Here is a 15680-nt window from a genome sequence, read left to right as displayed (position 1 = left end):
CCGCGGTAACGTGCGCGTCCATACGAACGCGGGGCCGGCCGGGTGGACGCCGTGGACACGGCCGCAGGGCCGCATCGGCGAGCGCGACGGCTCCGACGTGACGCATCTCACGTTTCCGGCAACGCGGTCCGGTCGGTACCGGACGACGGACGGCACGCTCGGGCGCCCCGCACTCCCCCGTCCCGCCCGCTTCGGCGAAGGGGGCGCCACATCGCCGAGCGACGTACAGTCGACTGCCTGACGTCCGGTCCGGTTGCCCAAAATCGTCCGGTCCGGTCGTCCAATATCTACCCTAACGTAAGGGCCGAGTTGTCCACCAAGCGCCGTGGTGTTTCGGGATCGAACACGACCCGTGGCGACGTTTACCAGATCGGGGACGTTGCGGAGCGGGTCAGCCTCTCCCTGCGAACAGTCCGCTACTATGAGGAGTCAGGGCTCCTCGCGCCGGTAGGTCGGACCGTAGGGGGATTTCGTCTCTACGACGACGACGCCATCGAGCGGCTGCTCCTCATCAAGAAGATGAAACCGTTGGGGTTCACCCTGGAGGAGATACGGTCGCTGCTGGCCCTTCGTGATGAGCTCGCCGAGCCCGACCTCGCCGCGGGCGTCCGGGCCGAGCTCCAGGAGCGGCTTGGCACCTGGGTGGTACTCGCGGAGGAAAAACTCTCCACGCTTCGGGAGCAGGTCAGCGTCGCGGAGTCGTTCGTCGGCGGGCTGCACGACGACGCGAAACGGTCGGGAGGAACCGTCTGATCCGCGGATACCGATCACCGCACCCACCGCGGCGGGCCTCGCGCATCGCACCGGCAAGACCAAGATCAAAACTTGAAGTTATTTTCCGGCGGCGCCAGGGGTCCCCGCACTGCGCCGGAGGCGCTGTGGGTTCTTTGCGCCGGAGGCGCCGTGGGTTCTTTGAGGGTTGTCCCAGGAGGTTCGCCGAAGGCGAGGCGACGGAGACCCCGTACGGCGCCCGATGCCAGGGGTCCCCGCACTGCGCCGGAGGCGCTGTGGGTTCTTTGCGCCGGAGGCGCCGTGGGTTCTTTGAGGGTTGTCCCAGGAGGTTCGCCGAAGGCGAGGCGACGGAGACCCCGTACGGCGCCCGATGCCAGGGGTCCCCGCACTGCGCCGGAGGCGCCGTGCGGGGGAAGGCTAGCCTCTGAGGGCATGGCTGCCATCCCACGTAAGGCGCTGGCCGACGTCCGCCAGATCGCGGCGCGGCGGACGGCTCCGATCGTCCTTGAACTCGATCTGACGGTCGACCCGATCGAAGGCGTCCCCACCGACCCGATCACCCTGGCGCTCGCCCGGCGTCGGACGACCCTGCGGGATGTCGTCGAAGGCCTACGGTACGCGACCGAGGATCCCCGGGTGTCCATCGTGGTCGCGCATATCGCCGCCTGCGGGATGCCGCTGGCACGTATCCAGGAGATTCGCGCCGCGATCGCCGCGTTTCGTGCGGCCGGTGGCACCGCCATCGCCTACGCGGACACCTTCGGGGAGTTCGGGGGCGGCACGGCGCCCTACTATCTGGCCTGCGCGTTCGACGAGATCTGGCTCGCCCCGCCCGGTGACTGCGGCCTGACCGGTCTCGGGATGGAGGCGCCGTTCCTGCGGGGAGCGCTCGACCGGCTCGGTATCTCCGTCGAGATCGGCCAGCGGTACGAGTACAAGAACGCCGTCAACACGCTGGTGGAGCGGGACTTCACCCCGGCGCACCTGGAGGCGGTCAGCCGGATCATCGAGTCCAGCTCTGACCAGATCGTGGCCGGCATCGCCGAGGGACGCGGGCTGTCCACCGACCGGGTTCGGCGTCTGATCGATCTCGGACCGCTGGCCGGGTCCGTCGCGCTCGACACCGGTCTCGTCGACCGTCTCGGCTACCGCGACGAGGTGTACGCGGCGGCACGGGAACGGGTGACGCGGGGGCCGTCGGCCGGATTCGGGGGTGACGGGGAGGGCGCGGGCCGGGAGGATGCGCGCCGCGGGTCCGGCGCGGAGCCGGTTTTGATGTACGCCTCCGCCTACCGGCGGTCCGCCGAGCGGCGGGAGAAGTTCCCGGCGCTTCGCGTGGCGGCGCTGGCGGCCGGCGGTCCGGCGGCTTTCTTCTTCCGCGAGGTTCCCGATGATCGGGACGGCTCCCGTCCCGACGGCGCCGGGGAGGCCCACCTCCACCCGGACGAGGCCGCGGGCAGCGGGACGAGTGCGCTGGCCCCCTCCGTGACGGCGCCACATCGAGACCCGAAGAAGTCGGTCATCGCGCTCATCCATGGGACCGGGCCGGTCGTCCTCGGACACGGTGCCCCGGGTCCGTTCTCCGGGCCGGTGCTCGCAGCGGAGGCCACCGCGGCGGCCTTCCGTTCCGCCGCGCGTGATCCCGCGGTGGCGGCGGCGGTGTTCCGGGTGAGCAGCCCTGGGGGTTCCTACGTCGCCTCCGACCTGGTCCGCCGGGAGGCCGAGCGGTTCCGGGCCAGCGGCCGGCCGCTGATCGTCTCGATGGGTGACGTGGCGGCCTCTGGTGGCTACTTCGTCGCCCTGGCATCCGATGCGATCGTGGCGAACCCCGGCACGCTGACCGGCTCGATCGGGGTGTTCGCCGGCAAGCAGGTGATCAGCGGGCTGCTCGACAAGGTGGGAGTGGGCTTCGGTGCCGTCGCGGAGGGCGAGCATGCGCTGATGATGTCGCCGCGGCGGCCCTTCACCCCGGGGGAGCGGGAGAAACTGGAGGAGTTCCTGGACCGGGTCTACGCCGACTTCGTTGACAAGGTGGCGGTCGCTCGCGGGCTGTCCCGGGACCAGGCGCACCAGCTGGCCCGCGGCCGGGTGTGGACCGGCGCGGACGCCCATGCGCACGGCTTGGTGGACGTCCTCGGCGGGTTGGCGCAGGCGATCGAACTCGCCTGGTCGCGCGCCGGTCTGCCGGCCGGTGAGACTCCGCGGGTGCGGCTGACGCCCAAGCCGTCGGTGCTGGAACGGGTCCGGTCGCCGAAGTCCAGCGAGGACCGCGGGGCCGCCGCGTCGGTGGCCGGGTCGGTGGCCGGGTCGGTGGCCGGGTCGGTGGCCGGGTCGGTGGCCGGGTCCGCCCTGGGCCTGCTCGGCGCTGGTCCCGGTGCCGGCTTCGTCCCGGGTTGGGGGGCGCTGGCACCGCTGGCGGCGCGGCTTGGTCTGCCCTCGGCCGGTCCGCTGGTCATGCCGCCGATCGGGCGGATCGGTTAGCCGGTCCGCACCGGTGGCCCACAACGAACTCGCCGGCCTGTGGGATGCGTGACACCGCCGTCCGCGGGAGGATCGACGCCCGGGTGCCCGACGGCCAGGCAGGCGGTGAAATGACCGTCGGGTGGCCGGTGAACGGACCCGCCGCGGGTGAATGGACGCGCCGCGCCGGGCCGGGACCGGCGTCGCGTCGCCGTGGGGCGACGGTAGTCTCGCAGCGACCGGTTTCGTCCGGACGGCACCGCTCGTCCCGCGCCACGATCCGCGGCAGGCCATCAGGGTCTGCCCCGGTGGCCTGCCGCGGGGTGGTGGCTTCCGGTCACCGGCCTGTGGCGGTCCGCTGCTGCCACCGCGTCATCGTTCCGTGTCAGAGCGCATACCGGAGGTCGAAGCCGTGCCGTCTATCGAGGCCGTCGGAGCCCGCGAGATCCTTGACTCGCGCGGTAACCCCACCGTCGAGGTCGAGGTCGTCCTGGAGGACGGCACGCTGGGCCGCGCCGCGGTGCCCAGCGGGGCGAGCACCGGTGCCTTCGAGGCCGTCGAGCTGCGCGACGGGGACAACCGCTATGGCGGCAAGGGCGTGACCAAGGCCGTGGCCGCGGTGATCGACCGGATCGGTCCGGCGATCATGGAGTTGGAGGCCACCGAGCAGCGTCTTCTCGACGCGACGCTCATCGACCTCGACGGCACCCCGGGCAAGTCGGCCCTCGGCGCCAACGCCCTGCTCGGGGTCAGCCTGGCGGTGGCCAAGGCGGCGGCGGCGTCGAGCGGCCTGCCGCTGTTCCGGTACCTGGGAGGTCCGACCGCGCACCTGCTCCCGGTGCCGATGATGAACATCCTCAACGGTGGTGCGCACGCCGACACCAACGTCGACATTCAGGAGTTCATGATTGCTCCGATCGGCGCGAGCACCTTCGCCGAGTCGCTGCGCTGGGGTGCGGAAGTCTATCATGCGCTCAAGAGCGTGCTGAAGGCGCGGGGCCTGGCGACCGGCGTGGGCGACGAGGGCGGCTTCGCGCCGAGCCTGCCCACCAACCGGGAGGCTCTCGACCTCATCGCCGAGGGGATCGACAAGGCCGGCTTCGCCCTGGGGACGGACATCGCCCTGGCGTTGGACGTTGCCTCCACCGAGTTCTACGCGGACGGGTCGTACACCTTCGAGGGCAACTCGCGTAGCGCCGAGTACCTGAGCGACTACTATGCCGAGCTCGTCTCCGCCTACCCGATCGTCTCCATCGAGGACCCGCTGGCCGAGGATGACTGGGATGGCTGGGTGGCGCTCACCGAGCGGCTCGGTGGCAAGGTGCAGCTCGTCGGGGACGACTTGTTCGTGACCAACCCGGAGCGGCTGGCTCGCGGGATCGCCTTGAAGGCCGCAAACGCCCTGCTGGTGAAGGTGAACCAGATCGGCACGCTGACCGAGACGCTCGACGCGGTGAACCTGGCCCACCGTAGCGGCTACCGGGCAATGATGTCCCACCGGTCCGGCGAGACCGAGGACACCACCATCGCCGACCTCGCCGTCGCGGTCGACTGCGGTCAGATCAAGACCGGCGCCCCGGCGCGCTCGGAGCGGGTCGCGAAGTACAATCAGCTGCTGCGCATCGAGGAGGAACTCGACGACGCGGCCCGGTACGCGGGCGCCGCCGCGTTCCCCCGCCGCAGGCAAGCCGGCTGATCCCATGCCGCCGCGGAACACCGCGCTGACCACGAGGGCGACCCTGCTCGCCGTCGTGATCTGCGTGCTGGTCCTGACCCTCGCCTATCCGCTGCGGCTGTACCTGCAGCAGCAGGCCAAGCTCTCCGAGCTGAGCCGGACCAACGCGCAGGCCCAGGCGAGGGTCAACGAGCTGCGGGCGACGGTCGAGCGCTACGACGACCAGGCCTGGGTCGAGGACGAGGCGCGCCGTCGGCTGCATTACGTCAAGCCCGGTGAGCGGGCGTACCTGATGCCGATCAAACCGGCACCCACCAAGGACGGCGACGAGACCCGCGGCGGGTCGTCCGGGGGCTCGGCCTGGTACGCCCGACTCTGGTCGGAGATCTCGACGCCGTAGCGGTCACGGGGCGGGAGCCCCGACCCCGGTGCGGCGAAGGAACGGGCTTGGCGGACGGTGATGACGGCGATGACGGCGAGGGGGTGAGTATGGCACCGGCGGTGACGGCCGAGGATCTCGAGATCGTGCGCCGTCAGCTCTCCCGCGAGCCGCGAGCCGTCCTCGCGGTGGCCCATCGCTGCTCGTGCGGTCTTCCCGACGTGGTCGAGACCGCACCGCGGCTTGCCGGCGGCACCCCCTTCCCGACCCTGTACTACCTCACCTGCCCCCGGGCTGCGTCGGCGATCTCGCGGCTGGAGGGGGTCGGGGTGATGCGCGAGATGACAGCCCGGCTGGCGGAGGATCCGCGGCTCGCCGCCGCCTACGCCGTCGCCCACCGGGACTACCTCGCCCGGCGCGACGCGCACGAGGTGCTGCCCGCCGCTCCGAGCGCGGGTGGCATGCCCGATCGGGTCAAGTGCCTGCACGTCCTCGTAGCGCACAGTCTCGCCGTGGGTCCGGGAGTCAATCCGTTCGGTGACGAGGCCCTTGCGGCTGTTCCCGACTGGGGTCGGCGGGGGCCGTGCGTGGCCGGTGGCCGATGTCCGGGCGTTGACGAGGCCGAGGCGCCCGGACCCGCCCCGGGCGGCGGGGCGGCGGGCGACGGACCGACCGGCAGTCGTTCGACAGGGGATCCGGCAGGGGACCCGACGGGGGATCCGAAAGAGATCCGATAGGGGATTTGACCGGGGAGGAGAGACCGTGAGTCGGGTCGCCGCGATCGACTGTGGAACCAACTCGATCCGTCTGCTGGTGGCGGACGTCGAGGGATCGACCCTGCACGAGCTGACCCGCCAGATGGAGATCGTCCGGCTGGGGGCCGGGGTCGACCGGACCGGTGAGCTCGCGCCGGAGGCGCTCGCCCGCACCTTCACCGCGCTGCGGGACTATGCCGAGCAGATCGAGCGGCTGGGAGCCTCACGGGTGCGGATGGTCGCCACGAGCGCGACCCGCGACGCGCGCAACCGCCATGAGCTCGTCGCCGGGGTCCGCGCGATCCTCGGTGTGGACCCCGAGGTGATCAGCGGGAACGAGGAGGCGGCCCTGTCCTTCGGCGGCGCCATCGGTGACCTCGTCGGCCGAGCCGGTTCGTTTGACGCCGGTTCGTTCGACGCCAGTTCGTCTGCCGGTTCGGTCGAGGGCGCGCCGACGGGGCCGGTCGCCACGCCGATCCTGCTCGCCGACATCGGCGGCGGCTCGACCGAACTCGTCCTCGGGGACGTGAGCGGGGTGCGGGCCGCCCGTTCGGTGAACGTCGGATGCGTGCGGCTGGCGGAGCGGCACCTGCACGATGATCCGCCGACCGGCGCGCAGGCCGCGGCGATCGTCGCCGACGTGCACGCGGCACTCGACCTCGCCGCCCGTACCGTGCCCCTGACCGAGGCGGCGACGCTGGTCGGCGTCGCGGGGACCGTCACCACGGTCGCCGCCCTCGCGGCTGATCTCCCCGAGTACGACCCGACCCGCATCCACCTGTCCGTGACGACGGCGGAGCAGGTCGCGCAGGTCACGGACCGGCTGCTGAGGATGACGCACGACCAGCGCGCGGCCCTGCCGGTGATGCACCCGGGTCGGGTGGACGTCATCGCCGCCGGCGCGCTCGTGCTGCGCACCCTGGTCGAGCGAACGGGCGCCGCGGCGGTGGTGGCAAGCGAACGCGACATCCTCGATGGGATAGCGCTGGCCCTGGCCGCCGCGCCGGGCGCCCCGGCCACCGGGCCCGGGCGGGCGGCGCCGCCCGTCACCGCCGGCCCGTCGGTATGAGGACCAGCTGTAGGAGGACCGGTGGGGCGGGGTGACGGACGGGACGGGTGACCCGGTGCGGTCAGGGGGCCCGGTGCGGTCAGGGGGTCCGGTGCGACCGGGAAGCGGTTGGCCGGGGGACCTCGCCGCCGCCGACACACCGGTCGCAGCCACGCCGGGCGAGGTCCGCGCGTTGGCCGCCGACGCGACGGGCACCCGGGAGCTCGATGCCCGGATGTCCGTCTGCCGGGCCTGCCCGCGCCTGGTCACCTGGCGGGAAGAAGTCGCGGCGGTGCGGCGGGCGGCCTTCGCCGAGCAGGCCTACTGGGGGCGTCCGGTGCCCTCGTTCGGCCCGGGCGACGCCCGGATCCTCGTCATCGGTCTGGCGCCCGCGGCCCACGGAGGGAACCGCACCGGACGCATCTTCACCGGGGACCGCAGCGGCGACTGGCTGTTTGCCTCGTTGCACCGCGTCGGGCTGGCGGCGCTGCCGACCTCGGTGTCCGCCGGGGACGGTCAGCGTCTGACGGCCACGCGCATCGTCGCCGTCGTCCGTTGCGCTCCGCCCGCGAACAAGCCGACCACTACGGAGCGTGACACCTGTCGGCCCTGGTTGGTGCGTGACCTGGAGCTTGTCCGGTCCACCCTGCGGGTCATCGTCGTCCTCGGTGGATTCGCCTGGTCCGCCCTGTGGCCCGCCCTGGTCCAGGCCGGATTCCCGGTTCCTCCGCGCCGGGTGTCGTTCGGGCACGGCGTGCGGGTCGAACTTCCCGTATCCGGGGTGTCGGTCGTTGGTTGCTATCACCCAAGCCAGCAGAACACCTTCACCGGTCGGGTCACCGAAGTGATGCTTGACACGATTTTTGGCACGGCGGCGGAGCTCGCGGAAGTGGTTGAGCGGGCCGGGTAAGTCTTTGTCCTTGTGGCCGTCGACACAGAAGGTGAGCCGGAACACGGTCCCCACGCATCGGCACCACGGGCCGAAGACCGCCGGTATTCGTGTCCTGCGTCACGAAAAAAGCTGGGCGGCCAGCCCGGGACCAGGGTGTAACACGGCCCTCGTGGGTACGTTTTTGCCATGGGCTACGGGCAACCACCGCACATCCTCATCGTCGGCGGAGGATACGTCGGCATGTACACGGCCCTGCGGCTGCGGCGGAAGCTGCGCCAGGACGAGGCATTGGTCACAGTCGTCGAGCCCAACTCGTACATGACCTATCAGCCTTTCCTCCCGGAAGCGGCGGCCGGCAACCTTGAGCCACGGCACGTGGTGGTGCCGCTACGTAAGGTGCTGAAGGGCTGTCGGGTTGTCAGCGGAAGCGCGCTTCAGGTGTCGCATGGGACACGGACCGCCGTGATCAAACCATCCCTTGGCGAGAAATTTGATCTTAAGTACGACATCTTGGTGATGTGTCCGGGATCGGTGGCGCGAACCCTGCCAATCCCAGGGCTCGCGGAGCAGGGCATCGGCTTCAAGAGCGCGGCCGAGGCCATTTATCTCCGTAATCAGGTCATCAGCCGGTTGGACGCGGCCGCCTCGGTGACCGATCCCGCGGTCCGGCGCCGGGCGCTGACCTTTCTCTTCATCGGCGGAGGGTATGCCGGAATAGAGGCTCTTGCCGAGTTGGAGGACATGGCCCGCGATGCGTGTTCTTTCTATCCTGATCTGAAACCGACGGATATGCGTTGGGTCCTCGTTGAAGCCGCCGGCCGTATTCTTCCCGAGGTTTCACCCGGAATGGGGCTTTATACCCTCCGGCAGCTCGAGCACCGGGGCATCGACGTCAGGTTGAACACGCGGGTGGAGAGCCTGGTCGGTGGGCGGGTTGTGCTGAATAACGGTGAGGAGTTCGACGCGGGCACCATCGTGTGGACGGCCGGGGTGCGGGCGAACCCGATGCTGGCCGACACGGATCTGCCCTTGGACGATCAAGGCCGGGTGCGCGCGACCGTCTTCCTGCAGATCGACGGGGTGGGTGACGCGTGGGCCGCGGGTGACTGCGCGGCCGTGCCCGACCTGACCAGGGGCGAGGATGTCACGACCGGTCCCTCGGCCCAGCACGCCGTCCGCCAGGCTCGCCGGCTGGCCCTCAACATCCTCGCCGAGCTGCGCGGCGAGCCCCTCGAACCATACGAGCACAGCTATGCCGGCAGCGTGGCGTCCCTGGGCCTGCACAAGGGTGTCGCCGAGGTCTACGGGGTCAAGCTGCGCGGCTGGCCCGCCTGGTTCATGCACCGGACGTACCACCTGAGCAGGGTTCCCACCCTCAACCGCAAGACCAGGGTGGTCGCGGACTGGTCGTTGGCACTGTTCTTCCGCCGCGAGATCGTCTCGCTCGGATCCTTCGCCGATCCCCGGGCCGAGTTCCGCCGGGCGGCGATGCCGTCCGCGTTCGCCGCGGCCATCTCCCCAGGCACGCCCGGCACTCCGGTCACGACGACCGGGCGGAACGGGACCACTCGCGCCCCCGCGTCCGCCGTCGCAGCCGACTCGCCCGGCGATGCCGAGGGCGGTGAGGCCGAGGGTGGTGAGGCCGCGTCCCCGGGTGAGGATGTCGTCCGGGCCGCACCGACCGGCAGGATCTCCCGCGGCCGGAGCCGGACGCCCGGTCCGCGCGGCACGTGAACTGAGCGCCCGGCGGCACCATGGCCGGCGTGTGACGGTAGGGACGCCGGGAGCCTGCGGGCCGGTGAATCGTCGCCCGGTTGCGATGGTTCACCGGCCCTCGTGGCTTCACGGCACTTAGGTGGGGGTGTTTTCCCGCGTCTCCGCTCTGGCCGTCAGGACCAAACCCGACGGTGGACCCGCCTTTTAGCGATCTGAGCTGTCCACCGATCGAAGGGGATGGCGAACAGTTGGCATCCTCGTCACGATGAGTCACGCTTTCGGTCGTGCCGCCATCTCCGGACCACTTTTTCCGCATGTGTTATTCCCAGACCCTACGTAGCGTGGTAGAAACATCAGCGATGTAGACGAGCCGGTGTATCCCAACTGGTAGAGGAGGCTGTCCTAAAAACAGCTCGAGTGTCGGTTCGACTCCGACCACCGGCACAATCCTTTCTCGGTCATCCGGGCATCTGACCGATGAACCGCGGCCGAGGAGGGGAAGGCTTCGTCGCTGTGGGATGCTGTGAGGATGCGCGCGTGGACGTGCGCCGCGATGCCTTGTCGCCATCCACCGTGTCCCGGTGCGCCGGGAACTCCCGTATCCCAAGGAACGTTCCAGACGGTGACGTAGGCTGTAGTCACCGAGGGTGATGCCTCCCCGGAGGCGACCGAGAGGAGCCGGCTCCATGGCCGACCTTCGTTCCTCGAACCCCGCGTTCCGTCGCGGTGGGTTCGCGTCTCCTCCCACGCCGACCCCCGAGGAGCTGGCGAGCCACTACCGCCAGCCCACCACCCTCACGATCGACGACGTCGTCGTGCACACGCTGGGGCTGTTCGCGCTGCTGGCGGTCGGTGGCGCGGTCGGCTGGGCCCTCGCGCCGGACTCGCCCGGCATCGCGCTGGGGGCCGGCCTCGTCGCCCTGGCGATCAGCCTGTTCGTCTCGTTTCGCAACCTGATCAGTCCGCCGCTCATCATCGCCTTCGCCCTGATCGAAGGGGTGGCGGTCGGGGCGGTCTCGCGCTACTACGAGAACGCCTTCAACGGCATCATCCCGCAGGCCCTGCTCGGGACCGGTCTGATCTTCGTCGCGATGCTGGTCGCCTACCGTAGTGGTCGGCTACGGGCCACCCCCCGGATGGCCCGTATCGTGTTCGGCGTGCTCCTCGGGGTCGTGCTCCTCGGCCTGACCGACCTCGTGATCAGGGCCACCAGCGGAAGCCACCTGCCGGTGATCAACGATGCGACGCCGCTCGGCATCCTGTTCAGCCTGCTTGTGCTCGGCGTCGCGAGCCTGCAGTTCATCCTCGACTTCGACTACATCGAGCGGGCGATCGCGTCCCATGCGCCGCGTTCCGAGGCGTGGCGGGCGGGATTCGGCCTGCTGATCGGCTTCGTCTGGGTCTACCTGGACACGCTGCGCCTGCTCTCCAAGCTGCGGCAGTAGCGCGCGGGTCCGTCGTGGGGCCGGGTCCTGCCGATGATCATGTCAGGGCGGGCAGGGTCAGGGCGCGCGTGGTCAGGGCGCGCGCATAGCGGGTGTCCTCAAGCCTGGTCCTCAGCCCGAGACGTCCGGCCCCGCCGACCGCGCAGTGATCTGGATGATGCATCGCTGATCGCGGATCATCGCCGCCCGGTAGTCGTCCCAGTCGGGATGCTCACCCGCGATGTCTCGGTAATAGGAGATCAGGAGGTCCATCGCCGCCGGTAGCCGGACGATCTCGGCGGTTCCGTTGATCTGCACCCAGGGCCCGAAGAACTCATCGGGGAACACACAGATCCGTACGGTCGGATCCCGCTCGATGTGGCGGACCTTGTAGGCGGTGAGCCGGCTGCTGATCTGCAGACGGCCGTCGGTGTCCACCCCGACGGTGACCGGTGACATCTGGGGCGTGCCATCCCGGCGGGTGGTGCTGAGCACCGCCCGGTGGTGATCGCGTACGAACTCAGTGGCTGCGTCGAGGTTCATGCAGTCATTGTGATGTGTCCGGTGGCCGACCGGGCGCGTCAACGATGCGGACCATGTCCGCCCCATGGCGCCGGGTACCCGGCGCCATGGGGCGGGGGACAGCTGCGGGAAGCCGGGCCGTACCTCGACGCCCCACCGAGCGGCCGGGCCTGCGCGGCCGGGCCGCCGAGTGTCTACGCGCGGATCGCCCGCCGCCGCAGATCGGCCTCATGGACCAGGGCCGCCGCATAGCAGTGCGGCAGGTCGTGCTCGGCCCGCAGCCAGTTGACGCGCTCTGCGAAGCGGAGCAGGCCGGGTCCGTCGTCGAGCCGATCGAGCCAGTGGTTCACGTCGTGGCCGGTTGCCTTCGGTATCCGCTCGATGAGGATCTGGTGGGTCTGGGCGGAGCGGTTCAGCGACATGCGCGCCTCCTGAGGTGAAACCCGACGTCAACGGACCATGTCTGGAGGGTGCCCTATACCACAGTAGAGAGCAAGACCCGTTCCCGTCATCGTCAGGTAACCTGCTCGGATGTCCGACGAGGTCCGTGATCTCACCCGTGAGGTCGGCCTGCTGATTCACCGCCTTCAGTGTTGGTCCGGGTCATCATGGGATGTTCCGGTGGAATCCGGTGGTACCAGGGCGGAGCGGGCCGTTCGGCTGCTCGACGAACTGGCGTCGCTCGGCGAGCGGGCCGGCACGGGAGCGCCGGCCGGCGCTCGTCCGCCGCGGCTGGCGCCGCATGCCCTGACCGACCAGCTCGCGGTCCTCGCCGACGAGCTCGTCGGCGCGATCTCGGTGTCCGGTGCGGCGGCGCCGTCCGGTCGCGACGTCCTGGCCGCCGCCCGGGCCGCCGTCCTGGAGGCCCGCCGGGATCTGGACGGCGCGGGCTTCGGGTTCCGCCCCCGTTGAGCGTTCGGTCGGTCTGATCGTCCAGTTCGGTCGGTCGGTCCGATCGTCGTTCACCGCAGGTTCCACGTGCTGCGCACGGTTTCCAGAACGTGTCCCGCGGCGATCCGCGCGCCGTCGAGACTCAGGTGCACGCCGTCACGGGCTCGGGCCAGGACGGTGTTACCGTCCGTGCCGGTGAGGTAGTCGCTGTATGCGCCGTTCTTCGACAACCACGGGGTGAGATCGAGATATCGGGCTCCGACCACCCTGGTCGTGGCGTCGAGGGTCGCCTCGTTCAGCCGGCGGAAGTAGCCGTTAAGCTGGTCCGACCGGGCCGGCGGGAGGCTGAGCCACAGCACTCGGCGGGCTCCGTCGCCGCTCCAGATCCGCATCACGACGATGGCACGCCGTTGGTACTCGGCGGTCCACGCGTCCGATCCGGCCGGCAGGACGGTTCCGTCCGCAAGCGTGATGCCCTGGCCGTCGTTCCCGCCCATTGCGACGATCACCAGCTCTGGGTTGCGCTGCGTGATCTGCGCCCGGGCATGGGTGGCCCAGTCGAAGAAGTCGGGCCGCACCAGGCCCGTGCCGAACCGCGTCTCGGTCTGTGCCCGGATCGTGGCGGGCGCACTGTTCATGATGCTCGGACCGAGTGATTCCGTCAGCGAGTCCCCGGTGACCAGGACGCGCAGCGGATCGGCCGCGGTCGGGTGGCGCGGTGGCAGCGGGGAGCGGTGGGAACCGGCGGCGCCCGGCCCGAGGGCGCCGGGGCGATCGGGCTCGGCTTCAGCTCGGCTGGCCGCCGATGCCAGCTCGGAGAAGGTGCCGCCGGACTTGGCGTCGTGACCAAACGCGCGCGACAACCACCGGTCCGGTTCGTCGAGATGGACGGTCCGGGTGATCCGTTCGGTCGGCCGGGCCACGCCCAGCACGAGCGTGCGGGTGAGTCCTGGGCGCATGCCCTCGCCCGCGTGCACCATCGCCGAGGCGCGGAGCACCGCCAGCAGACCCAGGGTGACGGCTACCAGCAGGAAGGCCTGCCGAACCCGGACGACGCCGGTGGTCGCCGCGGGTGCGGTCGCCGGGGGTCCCGGTGGCGCCGAATCTTCACGCTCAGTCATCGCCCCTCGGCTTCGTTGACGCAGGTCACAGATGTCCCGGAATGTGATCGGGCGTTGCTATTAGATTACTCTAAGTTAAAGTCCCTCTCGCCGTTGCTCGTATCGTCCGGCCTGAGTGTTACCCCGGCCGGGGTAACACTCAGGCTCCGGGACCGGGGTTGGGCTGGGGAGAGCAGGCGAGCGTGACTCAGAAGCGGAAGTAGATGAACGGCGCGACGTCCTGTGGGCCGACGATCGCATAAATGATCATGATGCTCGGGGTGAGCAGCGCGATCTGGGCGCCAAGGCGCAGTCGGGTGAAGGCGGCCTGCGCGTGGATCCACCAGACGCGCGGGACGGCTGCGGTGGCCAGTCCCACCCCGATGGCGGCGAGGACCGTCGGAGTGACCAGCGGCGCCGGTCCGCTCGCGGTGAACAGCCGGACGACGAGCTCGCGTGCCGTTGCCAGGTCGGGCGCTCGGAACAGGACCCAGGTGGCACACACGAAGTGGAAGACGGCCAGCCGGCCGGCCCAGGCGCGGACCGGGTTGGGGACCGCTTCGGGAAGCGCGGCCTGTGCGGCGATGATCGTCCGGCGGCTCGCCGTGGTTGGCGTCCCCGCGGAACTGCCGGCGATGCCGAAGCCGGCAGCGGGACCGGGACCAATAACGGCGCCGGATCCGCCAGCGGAAAGGAGCGGTGCGGGGCTCTCCGATCCCGGCCGGGGTAGCGGCATCGCGGAGAGCCCCGCCGATTCGGCCTGTCCCGGGATCTGTTCCTGTCCCGTGGCTCGGGCCCGTCCCGGGATCTGCTCCTGTCCCGTGGCTCGGGCCCGTTCCGTCGCCCGGATCCGGTCCGCCCGTCGGGCCCGGATCCGGCGTTCGGTCACCAGCCCACCGCCGTGCAGCGCTCCCCACAGGACGAACGTCCAGGCGGCGCCGTGCCAGAGACCACCCAGAGTCATGGTGATCATGATGTTGAGGTAGGTGCGCCGCTGCCCCTTCCGGTTCCCTCCGAGCGGTAGGTAGACGTAGTCCCGTAGCCATCGGGACAGGGTCATGTGCCAGCGGCGCCAGAAGTCCTGCAGGGTGACGGCCGCGTAGGGACGGTCGAAGTTGTCCGGGAAGCGGAAGCCGAGCAGGAGGGCGATCCCGATCGCGATGTCGGAGTACGCCGAGAAGTCACAGTAGATCTGCACGGCGTAGCCGTAGCCGGCCGTGGCGATCTCCAGCGACGAGTGCTGGCCGGGTGCGTCGAAGACGGGGTCGACGAGGCGTGAGGCGATCAGATCGGCGAGCACCACCTTCTTGACCAGGCCGCCCACGATCAGGAACACGGCCCGGGTGGCCTGGACCTGGTTCGGGTCCCGTGGCGTGGCGAGCTGGGGGATGAACTCGCGCGCACGCACGATGGGACCGGCGACCAGATGCGGGAAGAACGCCTCGTACACGGCGAAGTCCAGCAGCGACGCGGGTGTGCTGGTGCCGCGATGGACGTCGATGACGTAGGACAGCGCCTGGAAGGTGAAGAACGAGATCCCGATCGGCAGCGCCACCTGGAGCAGGGGCAGCGCCGTGGGGAGACCGATCTCGGCCAGCGCGCGGTCCACCGACAGGGCGAAGAAGCTGTAGTACTTGAACCAGCCGAGCAGGCCGAGGTCGCAGACGATCGCGGCGATGAGGACGCGGCGGTCGCGCCAGCGGTGGATCGCGACGGCGGCACCCTGGTTGATCAAGGTGGAGGCCACGATCAGCAGCACGAAGCGTGCGTCCGCGAAGCCGTAGAAGAAATACGACGCCCCGAGGATGAACGGCTTCCACAGCCTCGGCCGGGGCATCAGCAGCCAGGAGATCGCCAGCACCACGACAAGGAACGCCGCAAACTCGATCGTCGGAAAGATCATGTGTGCCCGTCCGGTGGGGTCGCCCAGCAGGATAATCGCTTTAGGAAGTCGAGCGACTACCTAAAGTAGTTGATGGGTGGGGTGTTCGCCGCTCGACGGCCGCGCTGCCGGCATCCGCCTGGCCCTTTCGGGTAGCCTCCGGCCGATTGCCGGTGGAACTCGTGCGCCGGCGCCATGGGATGG

The 15680-nt window shown here is 70.2% G+C and carries 14 protein-coding genes and 1 tRNA gene; 11 read left to right on the top strand and 4 right to left on the bottom strand.

Annotated features, from left to right (window positions below; genetic code table 11):
- The first annotated feature begins 309 nt into the window (after window positions 1-309).
- The 10 genes from FRANCCI3_RS19805 (at window position 310) to FRANCCI3_RS19760 (ending at window position 11102) form a co-directional block, all read left to right on the top strand.
- Window positions 310-753 carry a MerR family transcriptional regulator gene (locus FRANCCI3_RS19805; RefSeq protein ID WP_011438299.1) on the top strand — a complete coding sequence of 148 codons (444 nt, stop codon included), beginning with the start codon at window positions 310-312 and terminating at the stop codon, window positions 751-753.
- Between the two features lie 411 nt (window positions 754-1164).
- The gene (locus tag FRANCCI3_RS19800) at window positions 1165-3213 is read left to right on the top strand and encodes a S49 family peptidase (protein WP_011438298.1); all 2049 of its coding nucleotides are present in this window, start codon (window positions 1165-1167) and stop codon (window positions 3211-3213) included.
- 391 nt (window positions 3214-3604) lie between these two features.
- On the top strand, window positions 3605-4888 hold the full coding sequence (gene eno, locus FRANCCI3_RS19795; RefSeq protein WP_011438297.1) for a phosphopyruvate hydratase: 1284 nt from the start codon (window positions 3605-3607) through the stop codon (window positions 4886-4888).
- Between the two features lie 4 nt (window positions 4889-4892).
- A complete protein-coding gene (locus FRANCCI3_RS19790) occupies window positions 4893-5267 on the top strand; it encodes an FtsB family cell division protein (protein WP_011438296.1) in 375 nt (124 codons plus the stop codon).
- Between the two features lie 89 nt (window positions 5268-5356).
- Window positions 5357-5983 carry a DUF501 domain-containing protein gene (locus FRANCCI3_RS19785; protein ID WP_035941014.1) on the top strand — a complete coding sequence of 209 codons (627 nt, stop codon included), beginning with the start codon at window positions 5357-5359 and terminating at the stop codon, window positions 5981-5983.
- Window positions 5984-6008: 25 nt separating this feature from the next.
- Window positions 6009-7070, top strand: a complete 1062-nt coding sequence (locus FRANCCI3_RS19780) for a Ppx/GppA family phosphatase (protein WP_011438294.1) — start codon at window positions 6009-6011, stop codon at window positions 7068-7070.
- Between the two features lie 91 nt (window positions 7071-7161).
- Complete coding sequence (locus tag FRANCCI3_RS19775; protein WP_023840076.1) at window positions 7162-7959, top strand: uracil-DNA glycosylase; 798 nt, start codon at window positions 7162-7164, stop codon at window positions 7957-7959.
- Between the two features lie 168 nt (window positions 7960-8127).
- The gene (locus FRANCCI3_RS19770) at window positions 8128-9675 is read left to right on the top strand and encodes an NAD(P)/FAD-dependent oxidoreductase (RefSeq protein WP_011438292.1); all 1548 of its coding nucleotides are present in this window, start codon (window positions 8128-8130) and stop codon (window positions 9673-9675) included.
- A gap of 351 nt (window positions 9676-10026) precedes the next feature.
- Window positions 10027-10101, top strand: a tRNA-Leu gene (locus FRANCCI3_RS19765).
- 242 nt (window positions 10102-10343) lie between these two features.
- Window positions 10344-11102, top strand: a complete 759-nt coding sequence (locus FRANCCI3_RS19760) for a Bax inhibitor-1/YccA family protein (protein WP_011438290.1) — start codon at window positions 10344-10346, stop codon at window positions 11100-11102.
- Window positions 11103-11213: 111 nt separating this feature from the next.
- On the opposite strand, the gene FRANCCI3_RS19755 is transcribed toward FRANCCI3_RS19760, so the two are convergent.
- Together FRANCCI3_RS19755 and FRANCCI3_RS19750 are read right to left on the bottom strand one after the other, a co-directional pair.
- Entirely contained in the window at window positions 11214-11624 is a 411-nt protein-coding gene (locus FRANCCI3_RS19755; RefSeq protein WP_023840079.1) for a PPOX class F420-dependent oxidoreductase, read from the bottom strand.
- Between the two features lie 173 nt (window positions 11625-11797).
- Window positions 11798-12025, bottom strand: a complete 228-nt coding sequence (locus FRANCCI3_RS19750; RefSeq protein ID WP_011438288.1) for a DUF4287 domain-containing protein — start codon at window positions 12023-12025, stop codon at window positions 11798-11800.
- Window positions 12026-12224: 199 nt separating this feature from the next.
- On the opposite strand from FRANCCI3_RS19750, the gene FRANCCI3_RS19745 reads away from it, so the two are divergent.
- The gene (locus FRANCCI3_RS19745) at window positions 12225-12515 is read left to right on the top strand and encodes a hypothetical protein (protein WP_236701423.1); all 291 of its coding nucleotides are present in this window, start codon (window positions 12225-12227) and stop codon (window positions 12513-12515) included.
- A 50-nt stretch (window positions 12516-12565) separates the two neighbouring features.
- On the opposite strand, the gene FRANCCI3_RS19740 is transcribed toward FRANCCI3_RS19745, so the two are convergent.
- Both FRANCCI3_RS19740 and FRANCCI3_RS19735 read right to left on the bottom strand, forming a co-directional pair.
- The gene (locus FRANCCI3_RS19740) at window positions 12566-13615 is read right to left on the bottom strand and encodes a DUF459 domain-containing protein (protein ID WP_011438286.1); all 1050 of its coding nucleotides are present in this window, start codon (window positions 13613-13615) and stop codon (window positions 12566-12568) included.
- Window positions 13616-13802: 187 nt separating this feature from the next.
- A complete protein-coding gene (locus FRANCCI3_RS19735; protein ID WP_011438285.1) occupies window positions 13803-15497 on the bottom strand; it encodes an MBOAT family O-acyltransferase in 1695 nt (564 codons plus the stop codon).
- Window positions 15498-15680: the final 183 nt, after the last annotated feature.

The sequence above is a fragment of the Frankia casuarinae genome, assembly GCF_000013345.1.
GTDB lineage: Bacteria > Actinomycetota > Actinomycetes > Frankiales > Frankiaceae > Frankia > Frankia casuarinae.
Note: the sequence above shows the minus strand (reverse complement) of the source record. Positions and strands in the feature narration are given on the sequence as shown.

What these genes read in the sequence shown, in the direction of transcription:
- FRANCCI3_RS19800 (WP_011438298.1), top strand. Translation starts at nt 1,165, where the DNA reads ATGGCTGCCATCCCACGTAAGGCGCTGGCCGACGTCCGCCAGATCGCG.
- FRANCCI3_RS19790 (WP_011438296.1), top strand. Translation starts at nt 4,893, where the DNA reads ATGCCGCCGCGGAACACCGCGCTGACCACGAGGGCGACCCTGCTCGCC.
- FRANCCI3_RS19785 (WP_035941014.1), top strand. Translation starts at nt 5,357, where the DNA reads ATGGCACCGGCGGTGACGGCCGAGGATCTCGAGATCGTGCGCCGTCAG.
- FRANCCI3_RS19770 (WP_011438292.1), top strand. Translation starts at nt 8,128, where the DNA reads ATGGGCTACGGGCAACCACCGCACATCCTCATCGTCGGCGGAGGATAC.
- FRANCCI3_RS19760 (WP_011438290.1), top strand. Translation starts at nt 10,344, where the DNA reads ATGGCCGACCTTCGTTCCTCGAACCCCGCGTTCCGTCGCGGTGGGTTC.
- FRANCCI3_RS19755 (WP_023840079.1), bottom strand. Translation starts at nt 11,624, where the DNA reads ATGAACCTCGACGCAGCCACTGAGTTCGTACGCGATCACCACCGGGCG.
- FRANCCI3_RS19750 (WP_011438288.1), bottom strand. Translation starts at nt 12,025, where the DNA reads ATGTCGCTGAACCGCTCCGCCCAGACCCACCAGATCCTCATCGAGCGG.
- FRANCCI3_RS19740 (WP_011438286.1), bottom strand. Translation starts at nt 13,615, where the DNA reads ATGACTGAGCGTGAAGATTCGGCGCCACCGGGACCCCCGGCGACCGCA.
- FRANCCI3_RS19735 (WP_011438285.1), bottom strand. Translation starts at nt 15,497, where the DNA reads ATGATCTTTCCGACGATCGAGTTTGCGGCGTTCCTTGTCGTGGTGCTG.